This window comes from Duganella dendranthematis (assembly GCF_012849375.1).
Taxonomy (GTDB): domain Bacteria; phylum Pseudomonadota; class Gammaproteobacteria; order Burkholderiales; family Burkholderiaceae_D; genus Rugamonas; species Rugamonas dendranthematis.
In genome coordinates, this window is the sequence record NZ_CP051684.1 from 5,080,241 (window position 1) to 5,095,093 (window position 14,853).

At 58.8% G+C, this 14,853-nt stretch carries 16 protein-coding genes; 10 read left to right on the forward strand and 6 right to left on the reverse strand.

What is annotated here, in order from left to right; genetic code table 11:
- Positions 1-31 precede the first annotated feature (31 nt).
- Positions 32-400 (reverse strand): DP-EP family protein, encoded by a 369-nt coding sequence (locus HH213_RS23375; protein WP_169113823.1) that lies wholly within the window; start codon positions 398-400, stop codon positions 32-34.
- Positions 397-3,672: an nSTAND1 domain-containing NTPase gene (locus HH213_RS23380; protein ID WP_169113824.1), complete on the reverse strand. Its 3,276-nt coding sequence runs from the start codon at positions 3,670-3,672 to the stop codon at positions 397-399. Before HH213_RS23380 ends, HH213_RS23375 begins: the two co-directional genes overlap by 4 nt.
- A gap of 169 nt (positions 3,673-3,841) precedes the next feature.
- On the opposite strand from HH213_RS23380, the gene HH213_RS23385 reads away from it, so the two are divergent.
- Together HH213_RS23385 and HH213_RS30265 are read left to right on the forward strand one after the other, a co-directional pair.
- Positions 3,842-4,465 (forward strand): glycoside hydrolase domain-containing protein, encoded by a 624-nt coding sequence (locus HH213_RS23385; protein WP_110848662.1) that lies wholly within the window; start codon positions 3,842-3,844, stop codon positions 4,463-4,465.
- Between the two features lie 2 nt (positions 4,466-4,467).
- Positions 4,468-4,650 carry a hypothetical protein gene (locus HH213_RS30265; RefSeq protein ID WP_229263122.1) on the forward strand — a complete coding sequence of 61 codons (183 nt, stop codon included), beginning with the start codon at positions 4,468-4,470 and terminating at the stop codon, positions 4,648-4,650.
- Between the two features lie 100 nt (positions 4,651-4,750).
- Here the strand turns inward: HH213_RS30265 and HH213_RS23395 are convergent, their stop codons facing one another.
- Positions 4,751-5,218, reverse strand: a complete 468-nt coding sequence (locus HH213_RS23395) for a hypothetical protein (protein ID WP_169113825.1) — start codon at positions 5,216-5,218, stop codon at positions 4,751-4,753.
- 141 nt (positions 5,219-5,359) lie between these two features.
- Between HH213_RS23395 and HH213_RS23400 the strand changes: the two genes are divergently transcribed.
- Positions 5,360-5,599: a hypothetical protein gene (locus HH213_RS23400; protein WP_169113826.1), complete on the forward strand. Its 240-nt coding sequence runs from the start codon at positions 5,360-5,362 to the stop codon at positions 5,597-5,599.
- 34 nt (positions 5,600-5,633) lie between these two features.
- Positions 5,634-6,053, forward strand: a complete 420-nt coding sequence (locus HH213_RS23405) for a hypothetical protein (RefSeq protein ID WP_169113827.1) — start codon at positions 5,634-5,636, stop codon at positions 6,051-6,053.
- A gap of 217 nt (positions 6,054-6,270) precedes the next feature.
- Here HH213_RS23405 and HH213_RS23410 read toward each other — a convergent pair whose 3' ends face one another.
- Both HH213_RS23410 and HH213_RS23415 read right to left on the reverse strand, forming a co-directional pair.
- Positions 6,271-7,140, reverse strand: coding sequence for a pirin family protein (locus HH213_RS23410; RefSeq protein WP_169113828.1), 870 nt, complete (start codon positions 7,138-7,140; stop codon positions 6,271-6,273).
- Between the two features lie 43 nt (positions 7,141-7,183).
- Entirely contained in the window at positions 7,184-7,783 is a 600-nt protein-coding gene (locus HH213_RS23415) for an FMN-dependent NADH-azoreductase (RefSeq protein WP_169113829.1), read from the reverse strand.
- Positions 7,784-7,900: 117 nt separating this feature from the next.
- Between HH213_RS23415 and HH213_RS23420 the strand changes: the two genes are divergently transcribed.
- Positions 7,901-8,812 carry a LysR family transcriptional regulator gene (locus HH213_RS23420; protein ID WP_110848163.1) on the forward strand — a complete coding sequence of 304 codons (912 nt, stop codon included), beginning with the start codon at positions 7,901-7,903 and terminating at the stop codon, positions 8,810-8,812.
- Here HH213_RS23420 and asd read toward each other — a convergent pair whose 3' ends face one another.
- A complete protein-coding gene (gene asd / locus HH213_RS23425) occupies positions 8,813-9,688 on the reverse strand; it encodes an archaetidylserine decarboxylase (protein WP_169113830.1) in 876 nt (291 codons plus the stop codon). It abuts the gene before it with no gap.
- A gap of 157 nt (positions 9,689-9,845) precedes the next feature.
- Here asd and HH213_RS30270 point away from each other — a divergent pair, with 157 nt between their 5' ends.
- From HH213_RS30270 to HH213_RS23445, 5 genes are all read left to right on the forward strand, one after another.
- A complete protein-coding gene (locus HH213_RS30270) occupies positions 9,846-10,223 on the forward strand; it encodes a TonB-dependent receptor plug domain-containing protein (protein WP_229263123.1) in 378 nt (125 codons plus the stop codon).
- A complete protein-coding gene (locus HH213_RS23430) occupies positions 10,220-12,046 on the forward strand; it encodes a TonB-dependent receptor plug domain-containing protein (RefSeq protein WP_229263124.1) in 1,827 nt (608 codons plus the stop codon). The genes HH213_RS30270 and HH213_RS23430 overlap by 4 nt, the downstream gene beginning before the upstream one ends.
- 45 nt (positions 12,047-12,091) lie before the next feature.
- Positions 12,092-13,006, forward strand: coding sequence for a LysR family transcriptional regulator (locus HH213_RS23435; protein WP_110848160.1), 915 nt, complete (start codon positions 12,092-12,094; stop codon positions 13,004-13,006).
- A gap of 178 nt (positions 13,007-13,184) precedes the next feature.
- Positions 13,185-13,475 carry an H-NS histone family protein gene (locus HH213_RS23440; protein WP_110848159.1) on the forward strand — a complete coding sequence of 97 codons (291 nt, stop codon included), beginning with the start codon at positions 13,185-13,187 and terminating at the stop codon, positions 13,473-13,475.
- A gap of 78 nt (positions 13,476-13,553) precedes the next feature.
- Complete coding sequence (locus HH213_RS23445) at positions 13,554-14,834, forward strand: metal-dependent hydrolase family protein (protein ID WP_169113831.1); 1,281 nt, start codon at positions 13,554-13,556, stop codon at positions 14,832-14,834.
- Positions 14,835-14,853 lie beyond the last annotated feature (19 nt).

Sequence of the window (14,853 nt, forward strand, 5' to 3'; positions counted from 1 at the left end):
GCCTTGGTACTGAAGTGCCGGCACGAACGAATTAGGCTTCCGGGTCGTTGTCAACCTGAGGATCGTGCGAGAACTCAATGCCTTCTCCATCCTGGAAATGAAGAGTAATGTTAAGAGTCATTTTTTCAGTATTGGCATCAAAGAAGGCCAACATCTTTTTGTCGAGACTCAGCGTTTCTTCACTCAGCTGATTGTTATCCTTGGGTTTAACGCTCATTCCACTGAAAACGATAGACTGGCCATCGGTGTCCACGATTTGATAATTGATAATGGTATCTTGTTGGGTGATGACCGGTACCGCTGGTACAGTCGAAACATCGTATTTACCTGGTTTTCCTTCTCTTGGTTTAACTGAAACCAAAACGTTCTGGAATGAGGCTGGAGGAACAATTTGATTCATAAATTGGCTTTCTTATTTCGGTGGGTTGAAAGGTACTGCAAGTAAGTCACATCGTGAAAACTAATCTTTTTTAAAAAATTCTGGGCCACGGCAGCTTGTTCCATTTTGTTTAAACACACCGCTGTTTTTACCCACGGAGCCAACAATCGGTAGTCTGCGCTATTCTTTACCAAGGGTTCCAGTACCTTTTGTGCCTCTGTGCAGGAATTTTCCGCCGCACTAGTATTGTTAATTGCAAAACTAACATCGGCTTGCAAAAGCAGTGCGTCCAACAGGAAATTACGTATCATCTGATCTGTCGGTGCCGCAGCGTAAATTTTTTGCAAATTTCTCAGCGCAGGATCAAGCGTCATGGCGGCATCCTTCGCCTTGCCATGATGAAGCTGTATCAAAGCCCGACGTTGTTCCACTCCGGCCAAGAGCATTTGAACATTTAATTTTTTTGGATCCAGCGTACTAAGTGACGACAGTGCGGAATTTAATTTATCCAATGACGCCAGTGCCTGATCTTTACTGAATGTTGTGCTACTGAGGTCAAACATCCTAAGCTCGGTAATGTACAACGTTCTTTGCCAAATCTTATTGCTGGTGTCCTTCTCCACAATAACCTGTAACAACTTGTGCGCGCTTTTCAGGCTTGTTGTAGTTGATGCTATATCTCCGATCGCCTGTTTTGCTTCCGCTTGATGGAGCCATGCCGACGCTAATGGTTTGAACCAACGCATATCATTTGGACTGGCATTGTGCAAACTAAGCATGAGCGCCAATTCTTTCGCCGACAGCGCTTCCGCCTCGGACAGTTTCCCTAGCTGCAATTTTGCGCTGGCGAGCCAAGAAAGGCTGTCCGCAAGAGCGGCAATTAGGATTTTATCATCAGGCGATTTTGCAAGCGCCTTGGTTTTAAAATCTACCGAAACCGCAAATTCTTTAGCTGCACTCTCCACGTTGCCTTGTCGAAGCGCGAGACTGCCTAAGTTATTATGTGCATATGACTGCTCAATCAACGCATCGATATCTTCTGGGATGACGATAGATCGTTTATCAGCATAAGCGCTGTATTCTAAGAAATAATTCTGCGCCTTATCCCACTCTTTTTGATCCAGGCGAATCTTGCCTAGCCAATAAGCATTCTCCCCAGCGGCCTTCAAAAAAGCGCCATCATTTGGTTTTACTTTTAATTGTTTTTGCAGAATTTCTCGCCCTGCGAGTAATGCCGTGCTCCCTCCCGCAGGGTCTGAACGGGCAATTTTTACCTCTGCAATCAACTGTAGAGATTTGACGCGCTGCATTAGGGACGCGTCGCTGTCTTCGCTCTGACTTTTGCCCGATAAGTAGACGAGCGCACGGTTGCTTATGCTGTCAAGCAGATCGAGCTTGCCAAGTGGACGCAGCTTCTCGACGAACTCGCCCAACATGTAGCTCATCAGGTCTTCCGCCTCGGTACGGCGCTGCTCTGCCAGCGTCTGCGCCGAACGTGCAGTGATCCCCAGGCCGCCAGCCAGAATCACCAGTCCCGCCATGATGGCCATGATGGTCAGACGCAATCGTTCATTTCGGCGCTTGCTTTGCAACGACGCCTGAATAAAATCCTGCTCTTGTGGCGTGAAACTCAGGCTTCCGGCTCGTAAGACTTCGCGCGCCTGGTTGGTCTGGGTGCCGGACGGCAGCAGCATGTCGCGCTTGCGGCCGCTGTCTTGCCAGCGGTTGGCTTGCGCGCTGATGCGGCTGCGGATTTGCAGTGCCTGGCGATGTTCTTCGATCCATTCCACCACGCGCGGCCAGCGGCGCAGCAGGGCTTCGTGGGCGATGCCGAAAGTTGGCGCGCCGCCTTGCAGGTCGCTGACGAACAGGTGGGCATCCACCAGCGCTTGCACCAGCTTGTTTTCGTCATCGCTGCGCAAGGCTGACCACGGCACGCGGCGCGAGCTGACGGTCGACTCATCCTCGGCCACCAGCACCAGTTGCGACAGCACGTGGGGCAGGGCGGCGATCTGGGCGGCGCCCAGGACAGAAATCACCTGTTCGGCACGGGCGCCGATGGCGCCTTCGAGGCCGCCCATCGCGTGGAAGGCCGCATGCGTCAGTTCGCCATCTGGCGTGCGCTGACGGTACAGCTCTTGCAGGCAGTATTGCAGCAGCGGCAGGCTGTCCGGGCCGGAGCGGGCGGCGTGACACAGTACGTCGTCCAGACCCTCGCCCTTGTCGTCGACGGTGTAGCGCAGTTGCGCCACTTGCGCCGGGTGGCGGACGATCTGGGCGATGTCGGCGCTGCCGGGCGGCGTCAGGTCGTAGTGGCCGCCGCTCAGTTTCAGATTCATCAGCGCCGGATAGGACGCCAGGTGCGGGTAGAAGTCGTTGCGGCAGGCCAGCACCAGTTGCATGGTGCCCGAGCGTGCTAGCTGGTCCAGCACGTTGATGAAGACGGCGCGGTCGGCGTCGCTGATATGCGGCAGCCGGAACACGGCTTCAAAGCGGTCGATGAACAGCAGCAGCTGGATGGCTGGCAGGCGCGCCTGCAATTGCTCGATCAGGCCCGGCAGGTCATGGGCCAGGCGCTGGGCAAGGGCGGCTGAGCTGGTGTTTTCAAACAGCAGCCGCTCGCCGATTTCGGCATCCAGCAACACGCTGGCCAGGGTTTCCAGCAGGCCTGACTGGCCCATGTCGGCGCAATCTAGCTGGACGTGGCTGCTGATGGCGATGCCGGACTCGGCCGGTGCGGCGCCGGCTTTCAGCGCCGGAATCAGGCCGGCCTGCACCAGCGAGGTCTTGCCGGCGCCGGACGGTCCCAGCACCAGCACCATCGCGCAGGCGGCTTGGGCTTGCGCCACCACCACTTGCACCAACTGGTCGACGCTGAGTTTGCGGCCGAAGAAGATGGCCGCATGTTGTTCTTCAAATGCTTCCAGGCCGCGGAACGGCGAGGCGTGCAGCCAGCTGCCCTGGCTGACTTCATCGTCATAGCTGAGCTCGGCCAACAGGCGGTAGCCGCGCTTGCGGATGGTTTCGATGTAACGCGGTTCGGTGGCGGAATCGTCCAGCGCGCGGCGCAACTGGGTGATGATTTTATGGATGGCGTTGTCGCTTGGCGAGACATTACCCCAGCACGCATCGAGCAGCGTGTCGGCCGAAACGACCACATGCGGATGGCCGCATAAGTACAACAGCACATCCATCGCGCGCGGCTCCAGTTGCCGATTCAAGACGCCGCAACTGAGGGTATTCGTGGCCGGATCAACCCGCCATTCGCCAAAACGAAAACTCTTGTGGTTCACAATCCAACCTTCTTTGCTCTCAACTAACGCTGTGAAATCAATGACTTGGCACCCGGAAGGTTTTCTGAAGGCTATCTTCCAGTAAGTTGCCTAAAGTCATTACATCTGGATATTAACATTATCTCGAAGGAAATAGTTGCAGATGTTTTACAAACACCACGGAGAGGCCATGACTGTTTTAACCGGCGTGAAAGCACCGTTCGAACTGACGCAGTACGCGATAGCAATCAAGCAACAAGGGATTGACTTTGCCATCCGCCATTACACCCATCAGGCGGGCAAGAGTTTATCGTTAGCCGAGGCGCGCGCGCTGACCGACGCCGGCATCCAGATCGGGGCGGTGTGGGAAACGCCGGATGCCCACCTCAGTTATTTCAGTCGGGCGCAAGGTTGCGCTGACGGCGCTGCCGCCTTTTTGATGGCGCAGTCGGTGATTACCCAGCCGTCCGGATCGGCGGTGTACTTCGCGGTCAACTTTGATGCTGACACGGCCGAAATCGCCGGCCCGGTCACCCGCTATTTTGAGGGCGTCAACCAAGCGTTCCAAGCGGCCTCGGCGGCCGAGCGTCAATATCAGGTCGGCGTATATGGTTCCGCCGCCTGCTGTGCCGCTATGGTGGCGGGCGGGCTGGCGACGCTGAGCTGGCTTGCGGATGAGACGGTTGACTACGCTGGCTACAGCCTGAAGCAGTTGGACGGCGCGACGCTGCCGGTGGACGACGGCCAGCGTATCAGCGTGGGCATGGCGTCCAAGCACGCAGAGCGTCCGGCCGGCCTGTTCCGGGTGTTATGATCATGAATATTTGCTTCACGGAAACCCCTTCGCGCAAGACCGTCAAACCATCCAAGACCGTATTTCTTAACAACACCGGGCAGGACGTGACGCTGAAATTCGTCACCGCGCCGGATCTGGTGCTGGGGCGTACACCATCAGCAATGGCGTCAGCGCCGCCATCGACCACATCCGCCTGGGTGTGACCGACTTTTATTCCTGCCACAGCCAGAATGTGGCGATCCCGGCCAACTGCACGGCGGTGCTGACTTTATCGAACAGCGTACTGACCATGACTGTGTCCGGCTAGTGCATGTCGATCACGTCGAATGGCGACTGCGTCGAGCTGAGGAAGGCCATGACGGCGCGCGCGCGGGCGGCCATGTCTTCGTGGCGGGTGGCGATGATGGCGTCACGCAGACCCGGGATGACCTCGGTGATAAGCGAGTTTTCGTCATAGGTAGTGACCAGCAGCGCCGCCAGTTCGCCGGCGCGGCCGCGGTTGTTGCGCATGCGTTCTTCCAGCACCGCCAACAGTGCGCGCTGCATGCGCGGCGTCGGATTGGTGATGTAGCCGAACACCAGCGGCGTGTTGCTGATCGCTTCGCACAGGCGGTTTTCGATCTGGTCCGGCTTGACGTCGGAGGCGATGTCGAAATAGGCGCCATTCCAGCGTGTGCGTTCGTACGGGTGGCCAGGCGGGAAGGAGTCGGCTGTCTCGAAGCCGAGCAGGTGGCTCAGGCGGCGCAGCCATGTCATCAGGATGGGGATCATGGCGGCATTTTAGCAGGGTGAGAAAAGGTCTACTCAACAGTGTTATCCTGTTAGCCATTTGATGATAACCAGCCACTGCAGGGAAACCGTTAACGAAGAGTTCTCGGTAAAGGAGCTGGCGCGGGAATAAAGGAAATATTTATGGAAAAAGAGGTTGCGCGAGAAGTGTTGGCCCACCTCAATGTGGCGAGTGAAAAATTCAATACGTCTATCCGTGTCGTGTTGGATAACTGTCCCGAATCCGAATTTTTAAAATATCGAGAGGAAGTGGCGAAAATCATGGCAGAGCTGTATATCAAACTGATGGTTCCCATTCATAAAGCCCACCCGGATCTCGAGCCAGAACAGTTAAGGCTAGCTCGAGTGCCTTCGAAAAACTGAGCGAAATAGATATACGGTGTTGTCAGGAGCAGGTATGGTCCATCGAGCTAAAATTAATCGACGCATATTTTTTGCATGCTCTGCGCTTGTAGCATCATTAAGCCATGCTCAGGGATCGAAGATAAGCGACACCTACCTCGATACCAGCTACCAATTTATGGCATCTGACGGTGCATCTCTTGTTCGTTCGGCCCAGAAGAAAATGCCGGGCATATTGCATACACAGCTTGACGAAGAGGTCTCGACGGATAGAAGAGTAGTGATGATAAATTCAGCAGCGCCCAATACAGCGCTTTCGGTTGCGCTTGCCAGAGCTTGGAAAAGAGACTTCATTGAAGAAGGGGTGGAGGAAACCAGAAAAATGCTATTGGATTGCCAGCGAGAGACCTCTGTACTATTAACCATTCCGTTTATGCGAAGCGATGGACAACAGGCTCACTGTTTTAGATTTTAAGAATATTCAAACAGTGCTGTCATCGATGCTTGGAATCTGGCCAGAAGCGGCCTTGCGCATACGCTTAAGATAATTGCCATGGGCGAGAGTGAGTCTATATGTCTTTATCGCCCTGGCCCGCAACACAAAAAAGGCCGGGGCATGCCCGGCCAAACTAGGGAGATCGAATTCGGCAGTCTCAGGCGCGGGTCGACGCGCCTGGTGACCGTAGTAACTGTTATACCTGGGCTTCTTCGCCCAGTTTGCCGGCGCGGAAGTCGTCCACGGCGGCGTGCAGCTCGGCTTGCGTGTTCATCACGAACGGGCCGTATTGTGCGATCGGCTCGTTCAGCGGCTGGCCGGCGATCAGGATGAAGCGACTGGCTTCGCCGGCGGTGATGGTCACGCCATCGCTGCCGGCGGTATTGGCCAGGATCGCCATGCGGCCGCTCGCCACCGCTTTGCCGTCGATCGTCACCGAACCACGGTAGGTGAAGACGAAGGCGTTATGGCCTTCCGGCAGCTGCTGGTTGAACGTGGCGCCGGCCGGCAGGTCAACGTCAATGTACAGCGGCTCGGTGACTTCGCGTTGCACTGCGCCGTCCACGCCGTGGCTGCGGCCGGCAATCACCTTGACCTTGGCGCCTGCGGCCGTTTCAAACACGGGCACGTCGGCGCCGTTGAAGTCGCGATACCACGGTGCGCGCATCTTGTCCTTGGCAGGCAGGTTCAGCCACAGCTGGAAACCTTCCATCACGCCGTCTTCCTGCTCCGGCATTTCCGAGTGGATCACACCGCGGCCGGCGGTCATCCACTGCACGCCGCCGTTGGTCAGCAGACCTTCGTTGCCGGCGCTGTCCTTGTGGCGCATGCGGCCTTCGATCATGTAGGTGACGGTTTCAAAGCCGCGGTGCGGATGGCTGGGGAAACCGGCGATGTAATCGTTGGCCTTGTCGCTGCCAAAGTTGTCCAGCATCAGGAATGGGTCGAGGCGGCGTTGCAGGGTCTGGGTCAACACGCGATTGATCTTGACGCCGGCGCCGTCCATCACGGCCTGGCCGGTGATAATGCGTTCTACGCTGCGAGGGGTGTTCACTTGATCGGTCATGTCATTCTCCAAAAAGTTGTTGTGCTAACGCCGCCTGTTACTGTTACGCCAGGATGGCGTTGATTTCTGCTTCGGCTTGCGCTTGTGCCTTGGCCACCGCTTCCGGACCCATGCCCAGACCTTCGGCGAATACGTACTGCACATCGCTCAGGCCGACGAAATTCAGGAAAATCTTCAGGTGCGCCAGCTGGGTGTCGCTTGGACCATCGCGGTGAATGCCGCCACGCGACAGGGCCACGTAGACTTTCTTGCCGGTCAGCAGACCGACCGGGCCGGTTGGGCCGTACTTGAAGGTCACGCCGGCGCGGGCAATCGCGTCGAACCAGGTTTTCAGTTGCGCGGTTACGCCGAAGTTATAAGTCGGTGCGCCGATCACGATCACATCCGCTGCTTGCACTTGGGCGATCATGGCGTCGTCCAGCGCCACGCGGGCTGCTTGCTCGGCGCTGCGCTGGTCAGCCGGGGTGAACAGGGCTTGCAGGGCGGCTTCGTCCAGCACTGGATGTGGCTGGGCAGCCAGATCGCGGCGGGTGACGGCGACGCCTGGGTTGGCGGCGCTGAGTTTGGCGACCAGTGCATCAGCCAGACGGGTGGATTCGGAACCGGTGCTGCGGGCGCTGGAGTTGATTTGCAGGATGTTCATGGTAGTGCTCCTTGATGTTTGGTTGAGTGCTGCGTCGATGGAGTAACTTTAACCGTTTCAAATTCCATCCGGAAGCCGTTAAAATGGATAACATTAATCCACTGATGGAACAATCCTATGGAAATCGACCCTGGCGACCTGATGCTATTTGCCCGTATTGTGGAATGTGGCAGCTTCAGCCTGGCGGCGGAGCGGGTGCAGTTGCCAAAATCGACGGTATCGCGCCGCATTACGCTGCTGGAAGGCAAATTGGGCGAACGGCTGCTCCAGCGCACCACGCGCAAGCTGGTGCTGACGGAATTCGGCGCCAGTCTGCTGGAACACGCGCAAAAAGTGGCCGACGAGACCGAGGCGGCCGGGGCGCTGGCGCAGCACCGGCAAGTGGCGCCGAGCGGTTTGCTGCGGGTGTCGATGCCGGCCGACTTCGCCAACGTGGCGGTGGGGGCGGTGCTGGCCCAGTTCATGGACCGCTATCCGGCCATTTCGCTGGAGCTGGACTTGTCGCCGCGCCGCGTCGATCTGGTGGCGGAAGGATTTGATGTGGCCATTCGCATGGGCACGCTGCCTGACGACGCCTCGCTGGCGGCGCGCCGCATTACCTTTAGCTCGTGGGCGTTGTACGCATCGCCGCGCTACACCAATCTGCGCGGCCTGCCGGAGCATCCCGACGACTTGTACAAGCACGATTTGCTGAGCTTGCCACCGCGCGTGAACGGATTGATTCGCTGGAATTTAACGCGCGGCAAAACCGAATGGGCGCGTGACCTGCCGGTGCGGCTGCTGGCCAATTCGCCGGAACTGCTGGTGCGCATGGCGGCTACCGGCATAGGCATCGGCTCGTCGACCGAGGCGGTGGCGCGGCCATATTTGCAGCGCGGCGAGCTGGTGCGGGTGTTGCCTGAGTGGTCGTTCCCGCAAGTGACGGGCTGGGCGGTATTCCCGGGACGGCGGTTGATGCCGGCCAAGACCCGGGTCTTCATTGATATGCTGCAGGCGGCCTTTGACAGCGCCGCGCCGAGCGGAGTGTGATTACTTCAGCTGCGCCATTTCTTCACCCAGCTGGACCGGGCCGGCTGGCTGCCACGTCGGATTGAACTTCAGCACGTCTTTCTGGAACAACATCACCACGGTGGAACCCAGCAGGAAGCGGCCCAGCTCATCGCCTTTTTTCAGCATGATGTTCTGGTCGTCGTATTTCCATTCCGTCACCTGCGGCAGGCGCGGCGGATTGATCACGCCGTGCCAGACGGTGGCCATGCTGCCGACAATGGTGGCGCCAACCAGCGTCATCACGAACGGGCCGTGCGCGGTGTCGAACACGCAGACCACGCGCTCGTTGCGGGCGAACAGACCGGGAATGCCGCGCGCGGTGGTCGGGTTGACCGAGAACAGCTCACCCGGCACATAGATCATGCGGGTCAGCTTGCCGTCGAGCGGCATGTGGATGCGGTGGTAGTCGCGCGGGCTCAGGTACAAGTTGGCGAAGCTGCCGTGCTGGAACTGCGCGGCTAGCTGGGCGTCGCCGCCGACCAGCGCGGTGGTGCTGAACTTGTGGCCCTTGGCCTGGAAAATCTGGTCGTCCTCGATATCGCCAAACTGGCTGATGCGGCCATCGACCGGGCAGACATAGGCGGCGTCGGCCAGCGGACGGGCGTCCGGGCGCAGCGCCCGGGTGAAGAATTCGTTAAAGGTTTTATAGCTGGCGATGTCCGGATTGGCCGCTTCGCTCATATTGACGTTGTATTTGCCGACAAACCAGCGGATCAGACGGGTTGTGTACGCGCCACCCTTCGCCCCGGCGACGCGGCCGGCGAAATTAGTCAGCGCTCCCTTGGGAAGCAGGTATTGCGGCAAAACGGCTAAACGGGACACGGTGGCAGATCCATAACAATAACGATCGCGCATTATAGCGTCCAACGTGGCGGCTAGACCCGCTGCTTATCTTTTTCAGCATGGCTGTTTATGAAATTTCGCTAAACAGGGCGTTCCGTTGCTAAATACTGAACATTTCTTTTGATTCGAGGCATAATTTCGTCACCCCTATATTTGCTTGACTTGCACTATGCCTACCCGCTTGACTCCGATCGCCGCTGCTGTTTTCGCCCTCTGTATCGCTTCCGCCCATGCTGACGAGGAGCAACCGAAGCAGGAGGAAATGCAGAAAGTGGAGGTGAAAGGCTCCGCCGCCAAATATGATGCGCGCCGCGATGATACCGCTAGCAAGACCGTCGTCAACGCCGAGGAAATCCAGAAGTACGGCGACACCTCGGTCAACGATGTACTCAAGCGCTTGCCCGGCATTACCATCGGCGGCGCGGCCGGCCGCAGCGGTGGCGAGATCCGCATGCGCGGCCTCGGCGCTGGCTACACGCAAATCCTGATCAACGGCGAACGCGCGCCAGCCGGCTTTGCCATCGACAGCCTGGCGCGCCGGACGTGATCGAACGCATCGAGGTGCTGCGCGCCGCCAGCGCCGAGTTCAGCACGCAGTCGATCGCCGGCACCATCAATATTGTGCTGAAGAAGGCGCTCAAGCCGGCGCAGCACGAAGTCAAGTTCACCGAGGCCAAGAGCAGTCACTCCAGCTCGCCCGCGATCAGCCTGCAAATGTCGGACAAGAAGGATTCTACTTCGTACTCCTTTGGCGGCAATGCCTGGCGCTTCATGTACGACCGGACCACGCCGACGCTGGAAACCGGCAACGACGCCAACGGCGTGCCGAACGTGTCGCGCGCCTCCACCTGGCAGGACGCCGGCCACGGTGACGGCTTCAATCTGTCGCCGCGCATCAACTGGAACCTGGATGGCGGCGATACGCTGACTTCGCAATCGTTCCTGAACTGGGGCCGCTTCGCCAGCACCAGCCACAGCCGCACCGAAACGGCCTTCGGCACCGGCCCCGATTACGACCGCATCGACAGCAGCTTCAGCACTCACAATGCCTTCGGTCGCACCGACCTGAACTGGGTGCACAAGCTGGCGGAGGGCGCCAAGCTGGACCTGAAAGCCGCCGTCAGCGACACCCGCAACACCTCCGATTCGCTGCAAATCGGCGGCAACGGGGGCGGCCCGGTGACGCTGGTCCGCAATGTCCATTCGGACAGTTCGGAGCAGGGCTTCAGCACGCAGGGCAAATATTCGACGCCGTTCACGTTCAGCAAACCGGCCGAAGGCGAGCCGGATGCGGTCGAGCACGCGCTGTCGCTGGGCTGGGACGCCGGCGTCACCCAGCGCGACGACACCCGCATCCAGCGCGATGCCGATTTGCCGTGCGCCACGCCGATCAACAGCGACGAAGGCTTTACCGCCAAGGTCACGCGGCTGGCGCTGTTCGGCCAGGATGAATGGAATATCACGCCGCTGTGGTCGATCTACACCGGCGTCCGCTGGGAAGGCCTGGACACCCGCGCCGACGGCGGCAGCATCGACCCGGTGCAGAATCGCTCCAGCGTGCTGAGCCCGCTAATGCAGACGCTGATCAAGCTGCCGAACAAGAAGGACCAGCTGCGCCTGGCGCTGACCCGCACCTACAAGGCGCCCAGCACCGCCGCGCTGATCCCGCGCAAGTTCACCTCCACCAACAACAGCCCGACCGAGCCGGACCGCCGCGGCAATCCCGACCTCAAGCCGGAACTAGCCACGGGCCTGGACGCCTCGTTTGAACATTACTGGGGCGAAGGTGGCTTGCTGAGCGCCAGCGCCTCGGTGCGCCGCATCGAGAACTACACCCACCAGGGTTTGTTCTACCAGGACCAGCGCTGGGTGTCGAACGCCATCAACGACGGCCGCGCCGAGACCCGTGGTATCGAACTGGAAGCCAAGTTCCCGGTCAGCGCGCTGATGGATCACGCGCCCAAGCTGGACTTGCGCGCCAGCGTCAGCCGCAACTGGTCGCGGGTAGACGTGGTGCCGGGGCCGGACAACCGTCTCGACCAGCAAGTGCCACTCAGCGCCACGCTGGGTGTCGATTACAAGACGCCGGATGGCCAGCTCAGCACCGGCAGCAGTTTTAGCTTCCGCAACGGCGGCCTGGCGCGCCTCAGCGGCACGCAGGGCGGCTACACTTCGGTGCGGCGCGACCTCGACGTCTATGCGCTGTGGAAGCTGGACACGCAAAATAATCTGCGCGTCGCCGTCTCCAATCTGTTGGCGCAGGATTACACCACCGAAAGCCTGTACAACGACAGCAACGGCAGCCTCAATCGAACCACCGTGGCGAACGGAGAAACGACGCTGCGCGTGACCGTGGAGACGCGCTTCTGAGGTGATATGATTCCACGGTGAATTCATTCGCCGTGGAATGCCCTCGTGAAGATACCCAAGAGTACGCTTGAGCAGTGGCAGGTCCTGCAAGCCATCGTGGAGTGCGGCGGCTACGCGCAGGCGGCCGAGGCGCTGCACCGCAGCCAGTCCTCGGTCAGCTATATGGTGGCCAAGCTGCAAGAGCAGCTGGGCGTCGAATTGCTGGAAATCGACGGCCGCCGCGCCCGCCTGACCCGCAACGGCGAAGCACTCCTCAACAAAGCCCGCGAACTGCTGGGCGACGCTTTTCAATTGGAACAACTCGCCGGTAGTCTGGCCGATGGCTGGGAACCGCAAGTCAGTATCGCGGTGGATAGCCTGTTTCCGGTCGAACTGCTGGTCAAGGTGCTGCGCGAGTTCGAGCCTTGGGCGCGGCACACGGTCGTCAATCTGGAAGAAACGGTGCTGTCCGGCTCGGAAGACGCGTTGCTGGAGAAACGCGTCGACCTGGCGATCGTCAGTCGCATTCCGTCCGGCTTCCTCGGCGATGCGCTGATGGATATTGAGTTTGTCGCGGTCGCCCATCCCTGTCATCCTCTCCATGCGCTGGGGCGAGAACTGGAACTCGATGATTTAAGTCGCAACCTGCAAATCGTGGTGCGCGATTCCGGCACATTGAATCCGCGCGATCATGGCTGGCTAAATGCCAATCAGCGCTGGAGTGTTACCAGTCCGCACACGCGGATGGAAATGATTTGTAATGGCATCGGCTTTGGCTGGCTGGCCGAGCATAAGATCAAACAACAACTGGAGCAGGGCTTGCTCAAGCCTTTGCCATTACGCGTCGGCCAGCGGCGTAAATTGTCCTTATCGCTGGTAGTGGCCAATCCGGAATTAGCCGGTCCCGGCACCTGCCGGCTGGCCAATTTAATCCGGAAAGTGGTGGCGGATGGGATACAGTTGCGGCCACTGTGTGAATGACGCGACATTTATATTCCCCAAACAGTGGTGGAAAATATCCTTTTTTATCGCTATATTGGTATTTGTTAGGATATATCTGGAGTATCTCAGCAAAGTTATGGTAAATTGCGCCTATCAAATCTCACACATTGTCACTTGTGGTTTTTAAAACTGCCCCATCGATCAACAAGGAAATAAGATGACGACTTACCAGGAATACAAAGCCAAGATTGCTGAACTGGAAAATCTGGCTGAGACCGCCCGCAAGGACGAAATTACCAAAGCTAAAGAACAAATCGCCACCATCATGCGCGATTATGGTCTGACCATCGCCGACCTGGGCGCTACCGCCAAGGCCAAGGTCTCGAAACCACGCGCTCCTGTGCCAACCAAGTACCGTGACGACGCGACCGGCCAGACCTGGACCGGCCGTGGCCGCGCGCCGAAATGGCTCGAAGGCAAGAAAAAAGAAGATTATCTGATTAAGTAATTCCTCAGCAAAAGCTGGTAGTCGGGGTTTATACCGCATAAACCCAGTACCAGCTTTTTTCTTTTTCGGGCGCACTCCATGAAGCGTAGCCGTCTCGCCGTATTATTCTCCGTCTTAATAGGGCTATTCTCGCCTGCCGCACAAGCGGCCGATACCTTGTTAACGCCCGCGCGGGTGTGGACCGGTAACGGTGCGCCGCACGCCAATTGGGCCGTGCTTATCACCGATAGCAAGATTGCAGCAGTCGGTTCGATAGAAACAATCAAAATACCGGTCGGCGCCGAGCGTATCAACTTGCCAGACACCACACTGATCCCCGGATTAATGGATTTGCACTCGCATGTGCTACTGCATCCATATAACGAGACTTCGTGGGACGATCAGGTCTTAAAGGAATCAGTCGAATACCGTACCTTGTTGGCCAGCCGCCACGCCGCCGCCACATTACAAGCCGGATTCACCACCTTGCGCGATCTGGGTACCGAAGGCGCGCTGTATGCCGATGTCGCTATTAAAAAAGCGATTAATGACGGCGTGATTCCCGGTCCGCGCTTATTTATCGCCACGCGCGCGATTGTCGCCAGCGGCAGTTACGGACCGTCGCCGCGCAGCTATCGCGACGATGTTGATTTGCCCAAAGGCGCGCAGGAAGCCAGTGGCGTGGATGAAGTCGTCAAAGCGGTGCGCGAGCAGGGCGCGCGCGGTGCTGACTGGATCAAGGTCTACGCCGACTATCGCACCGGCGCCGACGGTAGTTCTCACGCCACCTTCAACCAGACCGAGCTGAACGCGCTGGTGCAAACCGCGCATGAGTCCGGCCGCAAGGTGGCGGCCCACGCCAGTACCGACGAAGGCATGCGGCGCGCCACGCTGGCCGGCGTCGATACCATCGAGCATGGTTACGGTGGCAGCGCCGCCACCTTCAAGCTGATGGCCGAGCGCCACGTCGCGTATTTCCCCACGCTGACTGCGCCGGAAGCCACCAGCGAATACTTCCAGAAATACCAGCGTGGCGGGCCTGCGACGCCCTCTATGCAGGCAGCTGCGCGCGCCTTCGCGCTGGCGCGACAGCAGGGCGTGACCATCGGCAACGGCAGCGATGTCGGCGTGTTCGCCCACGGCGACAACGCGCGGGAGCTGGAGTGGCTGGTGCGGCTGGGCATGACGCCGGTCGAGGCCTTGCGCGCCGCCACGGTGGTCAACGCAGCGGTGCTGGACCAGTCCGCCACGCTGGGCCAGATCAGTGCCGGCTACCTGGCTGATCTGGTGGCGGTCGAGGGCGATCCAACGCAGGATATCGGCGCGCTGCGCAAGGTGCGTTTTGTCATGAAAGGCGGCATGATTTTCCGTCGGCAATGAGCCGAGCCCGGCCATTTCG